General features: G+C 72.8%; 20 protein-coding genes. 11 read left to right on the top strand and 9 right to left on the bottom strand.

Going from position 1 to position 18,853, the window contains the following annotated elements; all coding sequences use genetic code 11:
- The first annotated feature begins 201 nt into the window (after positions 1–201).
- The 4 genes from sigE to OHA86_RS12460 all read left to right on the top strand — a co-directional run bounded on the left by sigE (position 202) and on the right by OHA86_RS12460 (position 3,377).
- On the top strand, positions 202–966 hold the full coding sequence (gene sigE / locus OHA86_RS12475) for an RNA polymerase sigma factor SigE (RefSeq protein ID WP_329175015.1): 765 nt from the start codon (positions 202–204) through the stop codon (positions 964–966).
- The gene (locus OHA86_RS12470) at positions 963–1,931 is read left to right on the top strand and encodes a zf-HC2 domain-containing protein (protein ID WP_329175014.1); all 969 of its coding nucleotides are present in this window, start codon (positions 963–965) and stop codon (positions 1,929–1,931) included. Before sigE ends, OHA86_RS12470 begins: the two co-directional genes overlap by 4 nt.
- Positions 1,932–2,060: 129 nt before the next feature.
- The gene (locus OHA86_RS12465; protein WP_329175013.1) at positions 2,061–2,528 is read left to right on the top strand and encodes a sec-independent translocase; all 468 of its coding nucleotides are present in this window, start codon (positions 2,061–2,063) and stop codon (positions 2,526–2,528) included.
- 234 nt (positions 2,529–2,762) lie between these two features.
- Positions 2,763–3,377 (top strand): hypothetical protein, encoded by a 615-nt coding sequence (locus OHA86_RS12460; RefSeq protein ID WP_329175011.1) that lies wholly within the window; start codon positions 2,763–2,765, stop codon positions 3,375–3,377.
- A gap of 117 nt (positions 3,378–3,494) precedes the next feature.
- On the opposite strand, the gene OHA86_RS12455 is transcribed toward OHA86_RS12460, so the two are convergent.
- The 3 genes from OHA86_RS12455 to OHA86_RS12445 are packed head-to-tail and all read right to left on the bottom strand — an operon-like array spanning position 3,495 to position 6,599.
- On the bottom strand, positions 3,495–4,670 hold the full coding sequence (locus OHA86_RS12455) for an Mrp/NBP35 family ATP-binding protein (protein ID WP_329175009.1): 1,176 nt from the start codon (positions 4,668–4,670) through the stop codon (positions 3,495–3,497).
- A 32-nt stretch (positions 4,671–4,702) separates the two neighbouring features.
- Positions 4,703–5,278 (bottom strand): DUF1003 domain-containing protein, encoded by a 576-nt coding sequence (locus OHA86_RS12450; RefSeq protein ID WP_329175007.1) that lies wholly within the window; start codon positions 5,276–5,278, stop codon positions 4,703–4,705.
- Entirely contained in the window at positions 5,268–6,599 is a 1,332-nt protein-coding gene (locus tag OHA86_RS12445; RefSeq protein WP_329175006.1) for a magnesium transporter MgtE N-terminal domain-containing protein, read from the bottom strand. The genes OHA86_RS12450 and OHA86_RS12445 overlap by 11 nt, the downstream gene beginning before the upstream one ends.
- 143 nt (positions 6,600–6,742) lie before the next feature.
- On the opposite strand from OHA86_RS12445, the gene OHA86_RS12440 reads away from it, so the two are divergent.
- The gene (locus OHA86_RS12440; protein ID WP_329175005.1) at positions 6,743–7,489 is read left to right on the top strand and encodes a hypothetical protein; all 747 of its coding nucleotides are present in this window, start codon (positions 6,743–6,745) and stop codon (positions 7,487–7,489) included.
- Positions 7,490–7,494: 5 nt separating this feature from the next.
- Here the strand turns inward: OHA86_RS12440 and OHA86_RS12435 are convergent, their stop codons facing one another.
- Positions 7,495–8,001, bottom strand: coding sequence for a hypothetical protein (locus OHA86_RS12435; protein ID WP_329175004.1), 507 nt, complete (start codon positions 7,999–8,001; stop codon positions 7,495–7,497).
- Between the two features lie 142 nt (positions 8,002–8,143).
- Here OHA86_RS12435 and OHA86_RS12430 point away from each other — a divergent pair, with 142 nt between their 5' ends.
- A complete protein-coding gene (locus OHA86_RS12430) occupies positions 8,144–9,091 on the top strand; it encodes a DMT family transporter (RefSeq protein WP_443071712.1) in 948 nt (315 codons plus the stop codon).
- Between the two features lie 18 nt (positions 9,092–9,109).
- Here the strand turns inward: OHA86_RS12430 and OHA86_RS12425 are convergent, their stop codons facing one another.
- Positions 9,110–10,246 carry a magnesium and cobalt transport protein CorA gene (locus tag OHA86_RS12425; RefSeq protein WP_329175003.1) on the bottom strand — a complete coding sequence of 379 codons (1,137 nt, stop codon included), beginning with the start codon at positions 10,244–10,246 and terminating at the stop codon, positions 9,110–9,112.
- A gap of 388 nt (positions 10,247–10,634) precedes the next feature.
- On the opposite strand from OHA86_RS12425, the gene OHA86_RS12420 reads away from it, so the two are divergent.
- The 4 genes from OHA86_RS12420 (at position 10,635) to OHA86_RS12405 (ending at position 13,715) form a co-directional block, all read left to right on the top strand.
- On the top strand, positions 10,635–11,219 hold the full coding sequence (locus tag OHA86_RS12420; RefSeq protein ID WP_329175002.1) for a suppressor of fused domain protein: 585 nt from the start codon (positions 10,635–10,637) through the stop codon (positions 11,217–11,219).
- A gap of 133 nt (positions 11,220–11,352) precedes the next feature.
- Positions 11,353–11,991 carry a DUF6758 family protein gene (locus OHA86_RS12415; RefSeq protein WP_329175001.1) on the top strand — a complete coding sequence of 213 codons (639 nt, stop codon included), beginning with the start codon at positions 11,353–11,355 and terminating at the stop codon, positions 11,989–11,991.
- Between the two features lie 86 nt (positions 11,992–12,077).
- The gene (locus OHA86_RS12410) at positions 12,078–12,929 is read left to right on the top strand and encodes a PHP domain-containing protein (RefSeq protein ID WP_329174999.1); all 852 of its coding nucleotides are present in this window, start codon (positions 12,078–12,080) and stop codon (positions 12,927–12,929) included.
- Between the two features lie 177 nt (positions 12,930–13,106).
- Entirely contained in the window at positions 13,107–13,715 is a 609-nt protein-coding gene (locus tag OHA86_RS12405) for a MarC family protein (RefSeq protein ID WP_329174998.1), read from the top strand.
- Between the two features lie 150 nt (positions 13,716–13,865).
- On the opposite strand, the gene OHA86_RS12400 is transcribed toward OHA86_RS12405, so the two are convergent.
- The 3 genes from OHA86_RS12400 to OHA86_RS12390 form a co-directional block, all read right to left on the bottom strand.
- On the bottom strand, positions 13,866–14,006 hold the full coding sequence (locus tag OHA86_RS12400; RefSeq protein WP_329174996.1) for a hypothetical protein: 141 nt from the start codon (positions 14,004–14,006) through the stop codon (positions 13,866–13,868).
- A 94-nt stretch (positions 14,007–14,100) separates the two neighbouring features.
- Positions 14,101–14,997 (bottom strand): alpha/beta fold hydrolase, encoded by an 897-nt coding sequence (locus OHA86_RS12395; protein WP_329174994.1) that lies wholly within the window; start codon positions 14,995–14,997, stop codon positions 14,101–14,103.
- 105 nt (positions 14,998–15,102) lie between these two features.
- Positions 15,103–17,190, bottom strand: coding sequence for a DEAD/DEAH box helicase (locus OHA86_RS12390; protein ID WP_329174992.1), 2,088 nt, complete (start codon positions 17,188–17,190; stop codon positions 15,103–15,105).
- 488 nt (positions 17,191–17,678) lie between these two features.
- On the opposite strand from OHA86_RS12390, the gene OHA86_RS12385 reads away from it, so the two are divergent.
- Positions 17,679–18,461 carry a ferritin-like fold-containing protein gene (locus OHA86_RS12385; RefSeq protein ID WP_329182378.1) on the top strand — a complete coding sequence of 261 codons (783 nt, stop codon included), beginning with the start codon at positions 17,679–17,681 and terminating at the stop codon, positions 18,459–18,461.
- Between the two features lie 110 nt (positions 18,462–18,571).
- Here the strand turns inward: OHA86_RS12385 and OHA86_RS12380 are convergent, their stop codons facing one another.
- Complete coding sequence (locus tag OHA86_RS12380; protein WP_329174991.1) at positions 18,572–18,850, bottom strand: hypothetical protein; 279 nt, start codon at positions 18,848–18,850, stop codon at positions 18,572–18,574.
- Positions 18,851–18,853: the final 3 nt, after the last annotated feature.

The following is an 18,853-nucleotide window of genomic DNA, read 5'->3' as shown; positions in this document are numbered from 1 at the left end:
TACCCGACTGTGCCCGATGACCGTCTGAATGACCGTGTGCGGCCCCGCCCGGGCGACCCTATCCGTTGGGTCGGGGAACCCGCTGATGGGACCGCGCGTTAGGCACAGCGAAGGCACAAGGGCGGGCGTCCGCGACAGCGGAGCGGGCCCCCGGCCCCGAGGCAGCACTGCATTTATCCGGAGCTAACGGGCGAGGTGGATATGGTAGAGGCTCTACTGGACACCACCAGAGCCGACAGGGGAGGTGCGGCTGCGGCCGGTGACCGGAAGGTGCTCGCGCGCTTTCGCAGGTCGGCCGGACAGCCGAAATCCGTGACCAAGACTGCTGATGACAGTTCACGCGACAACGACTCCTCGACCGCGACTTTCGCCACCGACGGGGACCCTCAGGCGTGGACGCCTCCTTCCTGGGAGGAGATCGTCAGCACGCACAGTGCCCGGGTGTACCGGCTGGCCTACCGGCTGACCGGCAACCAGCACGATGCGGAGGACCTCACCCAAGAGGTCTTCGTCCGGGTCTTCCGCTCGCTGTCCACCTACACGCCCGGCACCTTCGAGGGCTGGCTCCACCGCATCACCACCAATCTGTTCCTCGACATGGTGCGGCGCCGCCAGCGCATCCGGTTCGACGCCCTCGGGGACGACGCGGCTGAGCGACTGCCCAGCCGCGAACCGTCCCCCGCGCAGCACTTCAACGACACCCACTTCGACGCGGACGTCCAGCAGGCGCTGGACACCCTCGCACCGGAGTTCAGGGCCGCCGTGGTGCTCTGCGACATCGAGGGGCTGTCGTACGAGGAGATCGCGGCGACGCTGGGCGTGAAGCTGGGCACGGTGCGGAGCCGGATCCACCGGGGCCGCTCCCACCTGCGCAAGGCTCTGGAGCACCGGGCGCCCGGCGCCCGGCCGGTTCCCGCTTTCGCTGCCGCCGCACCCGAACCTGGCCTGGAGGGCGGGAGAACGTGAGCAGCAGCGGTTTCGGCGAGCAGCGCGCACAGCGCGCCGCGCCCGCCGAACAGCATCTCGGCGACCGGCTCGCCGCGTTCGTCGACGGCGAACTGGCCGACGACGCCCGCGACCGGGTGCAGGCGCATCTGGCCACGTGTCCGCAGTGCAAGGCGGCGGCCACCGAGCAGCGCCGGCTCAAGAGCGTGGTGGCGGCCTCCGAGCTGCCCACGATCTCGGCCGGGCTGCTGGCCAGGCTGCAGGGCCTGGGGGCCTGCGGCACGAAGGACGGCGGCGACGGCACGGGCACGGGCACCGGCGCCGATGGCAAGGGCGCGCTCGGCGGCGTCCACGAGGTACCGCAGGGCGGCCGGCGCGGACCCTTCGACGGCGGACTGCTCGGCTCCGGTGTCTTCGGCTCCGGCGGCCGGCGCCAGATGTCCTACCTCGACCCGGCCCCCGACCTGGTCGCGCCCGGCGACGGCAAGGGCGCCCGCGGCTTCCGCGTCCATGAGCTGGCCCGCACCCTCACCGGCGACCAGGGTCCGCTCGATCCCCGCGGCGCCGCCGCCCCCGCCGCCGCGCAGGCCTCCCGCGGCCGGCGGTTCGCCTTCGCCGCCGCGGGCGCCTTCTCGATGGCCGCCATCGCCCTCGGCGGCGCGCTGCCGATGGAGGCCGGCGTCGACAGCGGCGCTCACCCGGACGACGGACCCGCGGTCACTCCTTTCAGTGCCGCCAACTCGGTCACCGACACCCACGGCACCACCCCCCGCGACCTGTTGGACGCGCGCGAGCAGCGGCGGCTGCGGCAGGCCAGTGCCCCCTCGCCCACCGCGCTGGCGTCGGCGGCGGCCGTGGCATCGGTCACCTCCGTGGCCCTCAGCAGCCCGCAGGCGTCCCCCGGAGCGGTCCCGGCGGGTGCGTTCACCATCGGCCCCGCCCACGCGCTGAACGGCTCTGTGGGCAGCTCCGCGGCACTGCGCTGAGACGAGACCTTCACCACGCCGCGACGTAGTGTTGGCCGCAGCCCACTCCCGCAGTGCCCGCGGGGGCAGGTAACGTAAAGTCCGCCGGACTCAGCCCTCCCGGCTGCGGACGTCCCAAGGAGCTGCACGGTGTTCTTCGACATAGGCCCGCTTGAGCTGGTCGCGCTCGTAGTCCTTGCCGTGCTCGTCTTCGGCCCCGACAAGCTGCCGAAGGTCATCCAGGACACGATGGCCTTCATCCGCAAGGTGCGGGAGTTCTCCGACAGCGCCAAGGAGGACATCCGGCGGGAGCTGGGCCCGGAGTTCAAGGACTTCGAGTTCGAGGACCTGAATCCGAAGACGTTCATCCGCAAGAACCTGATGAGCGACGACGACGAGTACGGCCTCAAGGAGCTGCGGGACCTCGGCAACAGCCTGGACCTGCGCAAGGAGATGGCCGAGGTCACGGACGCGGTCAACGGCGTGGACACCGCGCCCGCCGCCCGCAGGAGCGCGGCGGCGGCCGGCACGCCGGGTCCCAGCACACCCGACCGGCTGCGCAAGCGCGAGCAGTTGGACGACGACGAGCCGCCGCCGTTCGACTCCGACGCGACCTGACCTTCCGTCGCCACCCGCTTCCCTGCCGCCGGCTTCCGTGCCGCCCGCTCACGGGCCGGTCCCGATCCGCTTCCGGGCCGGTCCCGAAGTCAACCGGATAAGGGTTTTTCGCCCGATCAGGTGATCATTGTCCCTGTGTTCGCCGTCACCCCGCGCTGTTTCTGCCCCGTAACCCGCCCAGGGTCGGGCAAGATGGCGAGTCGCCCAGAAGGGCAATGAGGAGGCGCGACCCAAATGGAGACGAAGACCGGTTCGACACAGGGGGCGGTCGACGGCTACTTGATGGCCGACTTCCCGTGGTACGGGCTGGACGAGGCGTTCACCGGACGCCGCTGGCTGCACACGACCGGGGCGAGCGGGGACGGGACGGTCGAATACGGCTCGATAGGGCATGGTGACGAGCCCACGCTCAAGGCCGGTCCGGCCGACGACACGCTGCGGTTCGCGGTCGTCATGACGGTGGCTCAGCGCCCGGGACGGCGTACCGCGGACGGCACCGGGCTGCTGGAGGCCACCTCGGTCTCCTCGGCGGCCTGGCTCGCGGGCTCCGGCCTGCTCGCCTGTACCTGGCCCACCACGATGGAGAGGGCCCTGCGGCAGGACTGGCTCGACCAGCAGACCGCCACGGCCTGGGAGCTGGCCGACGACCTCACCGGCTCCGCGTGGGCCGCGCTGACCCTGCCGGTCGACGGCGAGCCGACCCCCTTCCACTACCGCGAGTCCGAGTACGGCTGGGTGCTGGCGGGCTCGGCGCGCGGCGTCCACCTCGGCGCGTTCGGGCGGGGCATGAGCGCGTACGGGCTGGCCCTGGCGGCCATTCCCGACATCCGCGCGTACGACGGCGCGTAGCGCTTCACGGGGTTCCGCCCCGCCTGCCCCCGCCGACGGTCGCCGGACCGCCGGCGGGGGCTTCTCGCGCGGTTCCCCGCACCCCGGAAGGACGCTCGCCCTCCAGGGGTACCCCGGTCAGAACTTGTTGCGGGGGGTGATGCCCAGGGACAGGCCGGACAGGCCCCTCGCGCGGGTGCCGAGCTGCGTGGCGATGGAGCGCAGGGCCACGCCCGCCGGGGAGTCGGGGTGGGAGAGGGTGACGGGGCGGCCGTCGTCGCCGCCCTCGCGGAGGCGGACGTCGATGGGGATCCGGCCCAGGACCGGAACCGTGGCCCCCGTCGTACGGGTGAGGCCTTCCGCGACCCGGTCGCCGCCGCCCGAACCGAAGACGTCGACGATCTCGTCGCAGTGCGGGCACGGCATGCCCGACATGTTCTCGACGACGCCGACGATCTTCTGGTGGGTCTGCACCGCGATCGACCCGGCGCGCTCGGCGACCTCCGCGGCGGCCTGCTGCGGGGTGGTCACCACCAGGATCTCCGCGTTGGGCACCAGCTGCGCGACCGAGATCGCGATGTCACCGGTGCCGGGCGGCAGGTCGAGCAGCAGCACGTCCAGGTCGCCCCAGTAGACGTCGGCGAGGAACTGCTGGAGTGCCCGGTGCAGCATCGGGCCGCGCCACACCACGGGCGCGTTGCCCGGGGTGAACATCCCGATCGAGATGACCTTCACGCCGTGCGCCGACGGCGGCATGATCATGTTCTCGACCTGCGTGGGCCGCCCCTCCGTGCCCAGCATGCGCGGCACACTGTGCCCGTAGATGTCCGCGTCCACCACGCCGACCTTGAGGCCGTCCGCGGCCATCGCCGCGGCCAGGTTGACCGTCACCGAGGACTTGCCGACGCCGCCCTTGCCCGAGGCCACCGCGTAGACCCGGGTCAGCGAACCCGGCTGCGCGAACGGGATCTCCTTCTCGGCCTGCCCGCCGCGCAGCGTCGTCGCCAGCGCGCGGCGCTGCTCGTCGCTCATCACGTCCAGCGTCACCCGCACCGAGGAGACCCCGGGAACGCCCGCCACGGCCGTCGTGACGGCCTCGGTGATGGTGTCCCGCATGGGGCAGCCGGACACCGTCAGATAGACGCTGACGGCGACCGTGCCGTCCGCGGCGATGTCCACGGATTTGACCATGCCGAGGTCGGTGATCGGCTTGTGGATCTCCGGGTCGTTCACCGTGCCGAGCGCGGCGCGCACGGCCTCGTCGGTCGGTGTGGCGGTCGGCGTGGTGCCCGAGCCGTACGTCGTGGTGGTCATAGGTCGATGGTACGGCGGCGGCGGCGGGCCGATCAGCGGCCCCTTCCGTCGGCTTCGTCACCCCGCGCGGGGTGCGGCCGGCGCTCCTGGATCTCCTTGAGCATGTCCTGCAGCTCCGACCTGATCCAGTCCCGGGTGGCGACCTCGCCGAGGTTCACCCGCAGCGCGGCGACCTCGCGCGTCAGGTACTCGGTGTCGGCGATGCTGCGCTCGTTCTGCTTGCGGTCCTGTTCGAGGTTGACCCGGTCGCGGTCGTCCTGCCGGTTCTGCGCCAGCAGGATCAGCGGGGCCGCGTAGGACGCCTGGAGCGACAGCATCAGGGTCAGGAAGATGAACGGGTAGTGGTCGAACTGCATCGACCGGGGCGCGAAGATGTTCCACAGCACCCACACGACGATGGTGATCGTCATCCAGACGATGAAGCGCCCGGTGCCCAGGAAGCGGGCGATCCGCTCGGAGAATTTGCCGAAGGCCTCCGGGTCGTAGACCGGCAGCCACCTGCGGCGGACCGCGCGCGGCTGGTCCAGCCGCGCCCGGGGCCTGGGCGCGGCGGTGGCGCCCGCGGGGTGCCGGGCCGGCGCGGAACGGTCGCGGTCCTCAGCGGCCATCGGAACCTCCCGGCACGCCCCGCAGGTGCTCCGCGTCGCGCAGCTCGGTCTCCCGCCAGTCCTCGGGCAGCAGGTGGTCGAGCACGTCGTCCACGGTGACCGCGCCGAGCAGCGACCCGCTCTCGTCCACCACCGGGGCCGAGATCATGTTGTACGTGGCCAGGAAGCTGGTCACCGACGGAAGCGCGGTGTCCGGGGCCAGCGGCTGGAGGTCGGTGTCCACGATCGAGCCGAGCAGGGTGAAGGGCGGGTCGCGCAGCAGCCGCTGGAAGTGCACCAGGCCCAGGTATTTCCCGGTCGGCGTCTCGTCGGGCGGCCGGCACACGTAGATCTGCGCGGCCAGCGCCGGCGACAGGTCGGGGTTGCGGATCCTGGCGAGCGCGTCGGCGACGGTCGCGTCGGGCCGCAGCACGATCGGCTCGGTCGTCATCAGCCCGCCTGCCGTGCGCTCCTCGTACGACAGCAGCCGCCGTACGCCCGCCGCGTCCTGCGGCTGCATCAGGGTGAGCAGCCGCTCCTGCTCGTCGGCGGGCAGCTCCGCCAGCAGGTCGGCGGCGTCGTCGGGGTCCATCGCCTCCAGGACGTCGGCGGCCCGCTCCTCCTTGAGCTTGCTCAGGATCTCGACCTGGTCGTCGTCGGGCAGCTCCTCCAGGACGTCGGCCAGCCGGTCGTCGTCCAGGGCGGCGGCGACCTCGCCGCGCCGCTTGGGGGACAGGTGGTGCAGGACGTTCGCCAGGTCGGCGGGGCGCAGCTGCTCGAAGGTCGCCACCAGGTTCTCCGCGCCCTGGCCGTCCTCGGCCAGCCGGAAGCCGGTGACCGCCGACCAGTCGACGGTCAGCGCCTCGCCCTTGCGGCGCAGGGCGCCGCTCTTGCCGCGCCGGATGAAGACCTTGTCGATCTCCCAGTCGCGGCGGGCGGGCAGCTGGACCATCGACACGTCGAGCACGGTGACCTCCTCGCCCGCGTCCTCGCCCGTGGTGCTGCTGGTGGCGCCGCCGCCCTGCGGCACCCAGCGCAGCCTGCGGTCGAGCAGTTCGCCCAGCACCAGCGTCTCGGTGGGGCGCTGCTCGAAGCGGCGCATGTTCAGCACACCGGTGGTGATCACCTGGCCGGACTCCACGCCGGTCACCCGGGTCATCGGCAGGAAGGTGCGGCGCCGGCTGACCACCTCGACGACCAGCCCGAGCACCCGCGGCGGCCGGCCGCCGACCCGCAGCATCACCACGACGTCGCGGACCCGTCCGACCTGGTCGCCGTTGGGGTCGAAGACCGCGACACCCGACAGGTGCGACACGAACACCCGGGGGGCGCCTGCGACCATCAGGGGCCTCCTCCGAGTTCGCCGTCGTCGCTGGCCAGGCTACTCCGGGCGGATCTTGCCCGCCCTGCGGGGTGCTCCCCGGGGGTACGCTGCGGTAGCTTCTGCCACGCCCGCAGTCGCCGTCTCCGAGGGGTCGAGTCCACGTGTATCACGGTCGCAGGACCGCCGCCGCCGTCCTCGCGGGCCTCGCCTCGGCCCCGCTGCTCAGCGGCTGCCTCGGCCTGGGCGGCGACCCGGACGCCGGTACGAACGGCGTCGCCAAGCTCCCGGCGCGGACCATCGAGCAGAAGGCCGGCGCCGCCGCCCGGTCCGCCAAGGCGGTACGGCTCACCGGCACCGTCGTCAGCAACGGGCAGACGTACCGCCTCGACATGCGGCTGCGCGCCGACGGCGGGGTCGGCGAGGTCACCACCAAGGGCGACACCTTCCAGCTGCTCAGGGTCGGCGACGACCTCTACCTCAAGGCCGGCGCCGACTTCTACGGCAGCGGCGACGACAAGGACAGCCAGGACGCCGCCGCCAAGCTCAGCGGCAAATACGTCAAGGTCCCGCCGGGCGACCCCGCCTACCGGCAGTTCAGCGGCTTCACCGACAAGAAGGTGCTGCTCGCGGACCTGTTCGTGCTCGACGGCACCCTCGACGTCGGCGCGCACCGCAAGGTCGGCGACACCAGGACCATCGAGCTGACCGGCTCCAAGGGCGGCAGCCTCGACGTCTCGCTCAAGGGCGACCCCTACCCGCTGCGCTACCAGCGGGCCGGCAACGCGGGCACCCTGACGCTGGTCGACTGGGGCGAGGACTTCACCCTGGCCGCGCCGCCCAGATCCGATGTCGTGGACTACGGCAGGACCGTCGGCGCGAGCCCGGTGCCGACGCCCTCGCACAAGTAGCGGGCTCAGCCCCGGGAGCGGCGGCGGGCCAGCAGCCGCGGCAGGCCGGCCGGCATCGGCTGCCGGGTGGTGGCCGGGGTCGGCAGCGGTACCGCGGCGCCCGAGGTGTCGGGCATCGCGCCCGGGTGCTCGGCCGGGGCGCCGTCCGGGGCGAGCCGGAACAGCGCGCACTCCCGGGCCCAGCGGTCGGTGACGGTGTCGGCGTCGGCGGAGTTGAGCCGCTTCGTCCGCAGTTCGGCGACCGCGGCCGACCACGGTTCCGAGCCCGCGGCCAGCAGCTCGGCCCGGCCCTGCCAGCTGATCAGCCGGCCGCCCTTGTCCTTGCTGCGTACGGTCACCGACGCGGTCGCGCCGTCCGCGAGCCCGGCGGGCACCGGCTGCTCGGTGGGGCCGCCGCACAGCACGTACATCGCCCCGTCGGTCCAGGCGTGCCACAGTGCCTGGCCGTTCACCCAGACCAGGCCGGACTTCTTGGTGGCCTCCTCGATGAGGGCGGCGTACTCGCTCGTCATGTGCTCAGCGTAGGGCGCCGGGTCCCCGGGCCGGTCCGGGGACTGGAATGACAGGTGCTCGGGGCGCCCATGGGCCTTACTCTGGGGCGGATGTCCGCACACCCGTACGGACGTCCGCACCGCGCCGCACCCCAGGAGACCCGTGACCGCCCCGCAGAGCACTTCCGCCGCGCTCCCGGGCACGGACCCGGCCGCCGCCGCGCAGGGCGCCGAGGCGGCGTCGCGCGGCACCGACTTCACGCTGCTCGCCGTCGCCATCGCGGGCGTGTCCATGTCGGCGCCGCTGATCGCCGCGACCGCCGCGCCCGCGCTGGCGATCGCCTTCTGGCGCAACGCCATGGCCGTCGGGGTGCTCAGCCCCGTCGCCCTGTGGCGGCACCGCGGTGAACTGCGCCGGATGGGCCGCAGGTCGCTCGCCCTGTCCGGCTGCGCCGGGGTGGTGCTCGCGCTGCACTTCGGGCTGTGGCTGCCCAGCCTCACCATGACGTCGGTCGCCACCTCCACCGCCCTGTGCACCACCACCCCGATCTGGACGACCCTGATCCTGCGGATGCGCGGCCACCGCCCGCCCGGCCTGGTGTGGGCGGGTACCGCGCTCGCCGTGGTCGGGGTGCTGATCCTGACCGGCATCGACATGTCCACCGACACCCGCGCCCTGGCCGGGGACGCCCTCGCGCTGGCCGCGGGCCTCGCGGCGGCCGGCTACATGCTGCTGGGCGCGGAGGTGCGGCGTACCGCGACCACGACCGCGTACACCTACGTCTGCTACTCGACCACCGCCGCGGTGCTGCTCGGCGCGTGCCTGGTGTCGGGCTCGGCGCTCGGCGGCTACGACGGGAGGACCTGGCTCAAGATCGCCGCCCTGACCGTGGTCGCCCAGCTGCTCGGGCACTCGCTGCTCAACCGGGTGGTACGCGGCCTCGGCCCGTCCACCACCTCGACCGCGATCCTGCTGGAGACCCCGGGCGCGGCCCTGATCGCCGCGCTCTGGCTGGGGCAGACACCGCCCGCCGCCGCGTATCCGGCGCTCGGCGTGATCCTCGCGGGCCTGGCCCTGGTGATCCTCGCCGACCGCCGGAAGCGCGTGTAGCGGTCCCGGCGCCTGCCGTCAGAGCCAGCCGTTGCGGCGGAAGCCGCGGTGGATGGCATAGCAGATCGCCAGGATCGAGGCGAGCACCGTCGGATAGCTGTACTCCCAGTGCAGCTCGGGCATGTGGTCGAAGTTCATGCCGTACACGCCGGTGATCATCGTCGGCACGGCCAGGATCGCCGCCCACGCGGTGATCTTGCGCATGTCCTCGTTCTGTACGACGGTGGCCTGCGCCAGGTTGGCCTGGAGGATCGAGTTCAGCAGGTCGTCGAAGCCGGTGACCTGCTCGTGGACCCGGGCGACATGGTCGGCGACGTCACGGAAATACTTCTGGATCTCCGGGTCGATCAGCCGCATCGGGCGCTCGCCCAGCAGCTGCATCGGCCGCAGCAGCGGTGACACCGCCCGCTTGAACTCCAGCACCTCCCGCTTGAGCTGGTAGATCCGGCCCGCGTCGCCGCCGCGCGAGGACTTGCCCGGCTCGGCGGAGAACACATCGATCTCGACCTCGTCGATGTCGTCCTGCACCGCGTCGGAGACCGCCAGGTAGTCGTCCACCACCTGGTCGGCGATGGCGTGCAGCACCGCCGACGGCCCTTTGGCCAGCAGTTCGGGGTCGTCCTCCAGGCGGTGCCGCAGCGCCCGCAGCGAGCCGTGGCCGCCGTGCCGCACGGTGATCACGAAATACCGGCCGGTGAAGACCATCACCTCGCCGCTCTCCACCACCTCGCTGGTCGCGGTCAGCTCGGCGTGCTCGACGTAGCGGATCGTCTTGAAGACGGTGAACAGCGAATTGTCGTACCGCTCCAGCTTCGGCCGCTGGTGCGCGTGCACCGCGTCCTCGACGGCCAGCGGGTGCAGCCCGAACTCCTCCGCGATGCCCGCGAACTCCTGCTCGGTCGGCTCGTGCAGGCCGATCCACACGAAGCCGTCGCTGCCGTCGCACTGCTCGGACCCGCGCCCGGCCCGCACCGTCTCCAGCGCCGCGTGCGGACCGATGCTGTCGGTGCACCGCACCCCGTCGCGGTAGACCGCGCAGTCCACCACCGCGCTCGTACCGGTGACCGCGTCACGCGTCGGGCCGTAGTCGTACGACGCGGGGGACTTGCGCAGCGCGGGACGCACGACTGCGCGAAGATCACGGATCATCGACATGGCAAGCTCCTTCACGGACTGGCCGACGGCATCACGCCGCACTGAACTGAAAATGCTGCTGGTGGATCAGAATTGGGTGATCACGAGGCAGTTCAGGGCGCTCTTCCCGAGCGGGTACGCTCCGCGGGCAGGCCGAGGCAGGTCGCGTTTCACGGCGTGGAGGCCGGGTAAGGAACGCGGGGGCTCAGCGGGTCACACGGCGTGCGGGGCAGCAGCGGCAAGGGAAGAGCGGCTGGTACTGCACGGTCGACTGGGATCCATGTCAGTCCCCACCTCCTCCGGCCGTTCCCCGCTGGGGGATGACGTACGCGCGAACGCCCACCTTAGCAAGCCTGAGTGACGACGATGTCGCGGTCGGTGCGATCCTTACGCGTTCTATGCTCGCCGCATGGGTGAAATCCTGGCAACGGTCGAGGCACGGCTGAGGTCCGCCTTCGGCGAACCCGACGCCCGCGCGGCCGTCACCTTCCTCGGCGCCGAGCGCATCGAGGTGCTCCGCTACGCCGACGGCGACCTGCTGCGGTACGCCACCCTGGGGATGTCCGCCCAGCCCATGGCCGACCCGGTCGCCCCGCTCGCCGACCCTTTGCGCGGGCCGCGCGCCGAGGTCGTCCTCACCGTCAGGGCCGGGCGCGCCGATACGTCCGCGGTGCTGCGTCCGCTGGCCGTCGTGGCCGCGTCCCCCCAGGTCGAGGGGGTCGTCCTGGCCCCCGGCAATGCGATGGATCTCGGCGGGCCGCTGTGGCCGGGGGCGCCCTTCACCTCGGTCCTGGTCGCCGAGCCGGGCGGGCTCGTCGACGATCTCGCCCTTCCCGAGCCGAGCGAGCCGGTCCGTTTCTTTCCGCTGCTCCCGATGACCCCGAATGAGGCCGCGTGGAAGCGGGTGCACGGGGCCGAGGCGCTGCGGTCGCGCTGGCTCACCCACGGCACCGACCTCCGTGACCCGCACCGCCCCACCGTCCCCCTCGCCTGACGCCCCCGGCTCCCCCGGGTGGGCACCTCCTTGCAGAAGGGGACCCCACAACTCCCGCGCCCAGCGGAATGGGTGGCTCCGGACGGGTGATCGTCCTTGACGCGGGCACGGTCTGGGAGGACCGTGGTGATTTATGAGGGGCGAACCCAGTTGCCCGAAGTGCGGTGGCAGGGTCAGGGCGCCCGGCCTCTTCGCCGACTCCTGGCAATGCGATCTGCACGGCACCGTGCACCCGCTCCAGGCCGTCGTCCCGCCGAGCGTCGAAGGCCTCGGCGTGGTCGTCCACCGGGCGCAGGTGCCGGTGTGGATGCCGTGGCCGCTGCCCGTCGGCTGGCTGTTCTCCGGCGTGGCCAACGCCGGTGACGACCGCAGCGGCGGCCGTGCCACCGCTGTGGCCTGCTCGGGACCCGGTCCCTTCGGCGGGCCCGGCGAGCTGATGCTGATCGCCGAGGAGCTGGGCGTCGGGCTCGGCGCCCGCTACGCCGGGATCGACGGCCCCGACCCGGGTCCCACCATGTGCGTGGACAAGCCGCCGCACGCCAAGGTGCTGGCCGCCGGCCGCCCGACCGCCCTGTGGCACGTCGACGGCGCCCCGGACGACCGCGTCGTCTTCGCGGGCGAGGCCCGCGGCCTGTGGCTGTGGGCCATCGTCTGGCCCGAGGAGACCGGCCTGCTGATGTACGACGAGCTGGTCCTCACCGACCTGCGGGACGCCGGTGCCGAGGTCGACCTGCTGCCCTGCGGGGCGCTGACCCCCAGGCTGCTGGCCTGAGTCGCCGAAGCCCTGGGAATCGCAGGCCCGGGCGGGAGCTATCCTTGGCTTCGTCCTTGTCCGCGCCGTCCCCGGGAGCCCGTGCCGTGCGTATCGACCTGCACACCCACTCCACGGCATCCGACGGCACCGACACCCCCGCCGAACTGGTGCGCAACGCCGCCGCTGCCGGGCTCGACGTCGTGGCGCTCACCGACCACGACACCGTCGGCGGCTACGCGGCGGCCGTCGCCGCCCTGGACGGTACGGACCTGACGCTGGTCACCGGCGCCGAGCTGTCCTGCCGTATCGGCGGCATCGGCATGCACATGCTGGCGTACCTCTTCGACCCCGCCGAGCCGCGGCTGTACGAGGCACGCGAACTCGTACGCGACGGCCGGGTGCCGCGCGCCCGCGGGATGGTCGACAAGCTCCGGGCGCTGGGCGTGCCCATCACCTGGGAGATGGTCGAGCGGATCGCCGGGGACGGCTCGGTCGGCCGGCCGCACATTGCCACGGCGATGGTCGAACTCGGCGTCGTCGCCACAGTCTCCGACGCCTTCACCCGGGAATGGCTCGCCAACGACGGGCGGGTCTACGTCGAGAAGCAGGAGTTCGACCCCTTCGAGGCGGTACGCCTGGTCAAGGCCGCGGGCGGCGTCACGGTCTTCGCCCACCCGGGCGCCCACAAGCGCGGGGAGACGGTGTCCGACGAGGTCATAGCGGCACTGGGCGCCGCCGGGCTCGACGGCATCGAGGTCGACCACGTCGACCACGACCCCGCGACGCGGACCCGGTTGCGCGCCCTCGCGGGGGAGTTGGGGCTGCTCGCCACCGGCTCCTCGGACTACCACGGAAGCCGGAAGACGGTCGTCCTCGGTGAGTGCGTGACCGCGCCGGAGGTCTACGCGGAGATCGCCGCGCGGGCCACGGGGGCGGTACCGATCTCCGCCGTCTAGCTTTTGACGGCGCCGTTCCGGGGCGCCGCGTGCCGCCGCCCCTGACCACCCGCCGGTTGCGCGCTTGTCGCTCCGCCGTTCCTCGTGCTCCTGAAACGTGCCCTCTGCGGCAGTGGGCGCCCCGTACGACCCTCCCGCGCCCTCGCGGCGCTACCTTTTGACGACGAAAGCATCGCCATGTTCGACTTCACCCTGTTCGGGTCCGTCTTCTTCACGCTGTTCGTGATCATGGATCCGCCCGGCATCACGCCGATCTTCCTCGCGCTGACCTCGGGCCGGGCCACGAAGGTGCAGCGGCGGATGGCGTTGCAGGCCGCAGGCGTGGCCTTCGGGGTGATCGCGGTCTTCGGGGTCTGCGGGCAGCAGATCCTCGACTACCTGCACGTGTCGGTGCCCGCGCTGCGGGTCGCCGGAGGGCTGCTGCTCCTGCTGATCGCGCTCGACCTGCTGACCGGCAAGGCGGACGAGCCGACGCAGACCAAGGACGTCAATGTGGCGCTGGTGCCGCTGGGGATGCCGCTGCTCGCCGGCCCCGGCGCGATCGTCACGGTGATCCTGGCGGTGCAGCACGCGGACGGCTTCGCGCAGCAGACCTCGGTGTGGCTGGCGATCGTGGCGATGCACGCGGTGCTGTGGCTGACGATGCGCTATTCGCTGGCGATCATCCGGGTGATCAAGGAAGGCGGGGTCGTGCTGGTGACCCGGCTGTCCGGCATGCTCCTGTCGGCGATCGCCGTGCAGTCCGTCGCGAACGGCGTCTTCGGGTTCGTCCACGGCCAGGGCTGAGGCCTGCCCGCCGCCCCCGCCCGGCCCCCGCCCGACCCCCGGATCCGCCCAGCCCGGTCCGGACCCGCCCCGCTCCCGGACCTGCCGCGACATGCGAAAGCGCCCCGTACGGACGTGCTGTACGGGGCGCCGTTGCGTGAGTCGGGCGGATCAGTCCGCCGGGCGGATGTAGATGCGCTGGCCAAGGGCAGCGGCCTGCTGCACGATCTTGTTGACGGCGGAAGCTTCCACGACAGTGCTGTCCACGGCGTCGCCGTTCCGGTCGTCGAGTCGCATGATTTCGAAGCGCATGGGGCTTCTCCCTTCGTCCCTCGTTACATGTGTGGTCAACGAACACCCCCTTCAAAACATTCCCTACCCTAAATAAACTCTTTCGGCGGTTCGACTACTTAGTGCTGGCTGCACCCTCGCCGGCCCAGAACGCGATGAGCGCGGCGGCCGTCTCGGCCGGCCGCTCGGCGTTGGGGGAGTGCTCCGCGCCCTTGATCACGACGCGCCGGGCGCCCAGCCGCTCGGCCATCGCGTCGAGCAGCGGCACCGGCCAGGCGTAGTCCACCTCGCCGGACAGTACGAGCTTCGGCAGCGGCACGGCGGCGAGTTCGTCGACCCGGTCGGGCTCCGTCATCAACTGGCGTGCCGTGGCGATCAGCTGCTCGGGGGCGGTGGACACCCAGCGGCGGTGCAGGAAGTCGTCGAGCCAGGCCGGGGTCGCGGCGCCGTCGCCGCGGTCGGCGTCCAGCGCGCGCATCGCCCGCCAGGCCGCCTCCATGTCCATCGTCGGCAGATGGTCGATCAGCAGCTGCGTCCTGACCTGCTGGGAGGGCGCCACCTCGGCGGGGCCTGAACTCATCAGGGTCAGCGACGCCCACGGCCCGGCGCTGTCGGCGAGCACCGCCGCCCGCACGATATGGCCGCCCAGCGAGTGGCCCAGCACGTGCAGCGGGGCGCCGCCGTCCTCGGCGGCGAGCACGGCGGCCTGCGCGGAGACGTCAGCGGCCAGCTCGCGCTGGGCGTACGCCGCCTCGTCCCGCGGGCCGCCCGACTCGTGCTGGCCGCGGCCGTCCACCGCGACGACCCGGAAACCCGCCTCGGACAGCGGTACCAGCAGGTCGGCGAAGTCCTCCTTGCTTCCCGTGAAGCCGGGTACGAGCAGCGCGGTGCCGTGCCTGGCGGGTGCGTCGGGGGCGGGCGCGGCGTCCAGGACCGCGAACGACCCGCGGGAGGTGTCGAGCCGGTGCGCTGACGCGTGCTCCGGCAGATCCAGGGTGGTCGGTCGGCTCATGCAGCGAGATTACGCGGTGCTTATGTCCGACAGGTTGCTTCTCGCATGAAACACCCCCGGCCTGGTGGGCCGGGGGTGTCCCGTGGGTGCCGTGTGGCGTACGGATCAGCTGTCTTCGGCCACCGCGGCGGCAACTTCGGCGACCGCCTTGCGCGTACGGCGGCGCGGCGCCTTCACCACGACCTCGTCGGCAGCGACCGCGGGCGCGGGCACGTCGGCGACGGCCTTGCGCGTACGGCGGCGCTTGGGGGCCTCCTCGGCGGCGGCGTCCGCCTCCGGCGCGGCGGCCGGCGCGGGCACCTCGGCCGCGGCCTTGCGGGTCCTGGTCCGCTTCGGGGCCTCCTCGGTGACGACCGCGACGGCGAGGTCCGCTTCCGGCGCGGGCACGTCGGCGACGGCCTTGCGCGTACGGCGCCGCTTGGGGGCCTCCTCGGTGACCGCGTCGGCCTCCGGCGCGGCGGCCGGTGCCGGTACCTCGGCGACGGCCTTGCGGGTCCTGCGGCGCGGGGCCGGCTCGGCGACCGCGGCGTCCGACGCCTGTGCCTCGGCCACGACCTCGGCCGGTGCCTCGGCGGCGGCCTTGCGCGTACGGCGGCGGGGCGCCTTCGGCGCGGCCTCCGCGGTCTCGTCCACGGCCACGACCGGGGCCACGGCCACGACCTCGGCCGGTGCCTCGGCGGCCTCGGCGACCGGGGTCACCGCGGCCCCCGCACCGTTACGGGTCCTGCGGCGGCGGCGCGGTGTACGCGGACCGGCCTGCTGCCCTTCGGCGGCCGGCGGGGACACAGCGGACACCGCCGACACCGCGGTCGCCTCGGTCGCCGACCCGGCGGCCTCGGTCGACGCCGGTACGGCCTGCGGCGCCTCGCCGCCACGGGTCCTGCGGCGCTGCCGCGGGGTCCGGGTGCGGGCCGGCCGCTCCTCGGCGGGAGCCGGAGCCGCGGCCGGGCCGGAACGCCCGCCGCCGCCCGCGGGACGGCGGCCGCGTGCGCCGCGTCCGCCGGTCTCGCCGAGGTCCTCGACCGCTTCCGCGTCGAGCCCGGCCCGGGTCCGCTCGGCCCGGGGCAGTATTCCCCTGGTGCCCGCCGGGATGCCGAGCAGCTCGAACAGGTGCGGGGAGGTCGAGTAGGTCTCCTCCGGGTCGTTGAACGACAGGTCGAGCGCCTTGTTGATCAGCTGCCAGCGCGGGATGTCGTCCCAGTCGACCAGGGTGATCGCCGTACCCGAAGCACCCGCGCGGCCGGTGCGGCCGATGCGGTGCAGATAGGTTTTCTCATCTTCCGGCGTCTGGTAGTTGATCACGTGGGTGACACCCTCGACGTCGATGCCGCGCGCGGCCACGTCGGTGCACACCAGCACGTCGACCTTGCCGTTGCGGAACGCCCGCAGCGCCTGCTCGCGCGCACCCTGGCCGAGGTCGCCGTGCACCGCGCCGGAGGCGAAGCCGCGCTTCTCCAGCTGCTCGGCCACATCGGCGGCGGTCCGCTTCGTGCGGCAGAAGATCATCGCGAGCCCGCGGGTCTCGGCCTGGAGGATGCGGGAGACCAGCTCCGGCTTGTCCAGCGAGTGGGCGCGGAAGACGTGCTGCGTGGTGTTCGCCACCGTCGCGCCCTCGTCGTCGGGGGCGGTCGCGCTGATGTGGGTGGGCTGCGACATGTAACGGCGGGCCAGGTTGATCACCGCGCCCGGCATGGTGGCCGAGAACAGCATCGTCTGCCGCTTCACCGGCAGCATGCCCATGATCTTCTCGACGTCCGGCAGGAAGCCCAGGTCGAGCATCTCGTCGGCCTCGTCGAGGACCAGGGTGCGGACATCGCGCAGGCTGATCTTCTTCTGCCCGGCCAGGTCGAGCAGCCGTCCCGGGGTGCCGACGACCACGTCGACGCCCTTCTTGAGCGCCTCGACCTGCGGTTCGTACGCCCGGCCGCCGTAAATGGCGAGCACTCGGACGGCGCGGACCTTGCCGGCGGTCAGCAGGTCGTTGGTGACCTGCTGGCACAGCTCACGGGTCGGGACGACGACCAGCGCCTGCGGGGTGTCGGTCAGCTGCTCGGGGGTGGCGCGCCCGGCCTCGACGTCGGCGGGCACGGTCACCGACTCCAGCAGCGGCAGGCCGAAGCCGAGGGTCTTGCCCGTACCGGTCTTGGCCTGGCCGATGACGTCGTTGCCCGCGAGGGCCACCGGGAGCGTCATCTCCTGGATGGGGAAGGGAGTGATGATGCCGACAGCCTCAAGGGCTTCGGCGGTCTCGGGAAGAATGCCGAGACTGCGGAAAGTGATGGTGGACAGGATGCTTGCCTCTTCTGTGAGACGCGGCACTGTGCGGCAAGGGGGGTCGAGCAACCGGGCGCACCGGGATCCGGCGCAGGTCACTGACCGCGCAGAGGTGTCGTACAGCCTTCGAGGGGCTGTGGAGCGCGGGACCGCTGCCCTCGCTCGAGCCGCGAGTGGGCGCCCCTCCCGATGTCAGGAGGGCGGTCGGTTCGGAGCCGATCGGGCCACCGACCGGGCATCCAAGGTGTTGCATACGTCGCCCGCCGACGATCGGAACCAGGCCGACTAACGGCGGGTGCATTACCACTCTACCTCGGAAACACGTAGCTGCACCCGATCAAATGTTTCGTTAGGGACATCATCGGGTCACGTGGAGGGTGTCGGCGGGTGCGCGGGACTTGGTTATTGTGCGCTGCATGGACACGCCTGACGACACCACCACGCCCGCCGCCGAGCCCGCACCCGAGTCCGCCGCGGAGTCCGCCGCGCCGGTCACCGGGATCGCCGCCCAGGACTGGACGTCCGCGTCCGCCGACCCGCGCTACCGCGCCGCGGTGGTCGACCTGCTCGGTGCGCTGGCCTACGGCGAACTGGCCGCGTTCGAACGGCTCGCGGAGGACGCGAAACTCGCGCCCACCCTGGAGGACAAGGCGGAGCTGGCGGCAATGGCCGCCGCCGAATTCCATCACTTCGAGCGGCTCCGCGACCGGCTCACCGACATCGGCGAGTCGGCGAACCACGCGATGGAGCCGTTCGGCGCGGCGCTGGACGAGTTCCACCGCCAGACGGCACCGTCCGACTGGCTCGAAGGCCTGGTCAAGGCCTACGTCGGCGACTCGATCGCCTCCGACTTCTACCGCGAGGTCGCGGCCCGCCTCGACACCGACACCCGCACCCTGGTGCTCGCGGTGCTCGACGACACCGGGCACGCCACCTTCGCGGTGGAGAAGGTACGGGCCGCGATCGACGCCGAGCCGCGGGTCGGCGGCCGGCTCGCGCTGTGGGCGCGGCGGCTGATGGGCGAGGCGCTGTCGCAGGCGCAGCGGGTCGTCGCCGACCGGGACGCGCTGTCCACGATGCTGGTCGGCGGTGTCGCCGACGGCTTCGACCTGGCCGAGGTCGGCCGGATGTTCTCCCGCATCACCGAGGCGCACACCAAGCGGATGGCGGCACTGGGCCTCGCCGCGTAGCGCTCGCGCGGCCGGGTCGGCGGCCGGGCGCGGCCGTACGCCCCGGGCGGGTGGACGGTCACGCACGCGCCGCGCCAACGCCCCGGGCGGGCCGGCGGGTGGTCCGGCGGTCAGGCCCCGGTCGGCGTGACCTTCGCGTGCCGCCCGCGCTTGGCCGGCCTGGCCAGCACGCTCAGGCCCGCGGCGGCCGTCGCGAAGGCCGCCGCGAGGCCCGCCCCGGGGTGGCCGCCGCCGAAGACGGTGTACGTGACCAGGCCGCCGGTCAGCGCGGCGACCAGGCCGGTGCCGAGGAGCAGGGCGGGGGCCGGCAGGCGGGCGGGGAAGAGCCGGGCGGCGGCGAAGGCCGCGAGCAGGCCGAGCGCGGCATAGGCGACGATTTGCCAGAGCATCGA

The organism is Streptomyces sp. NBC_01477 (genome assembly GCF_036227245.1).
GTDB lineage: Bacteria > Actinomycetota > Actinomycetes > Streptomycetales > Streptomycetaceae > Actinacidiphila.
The sequence above is the reverse complement of the archived record's forward strand: the minus strand, read 5'-3'. Positions and strand labels throughout refer to the sequence as shown.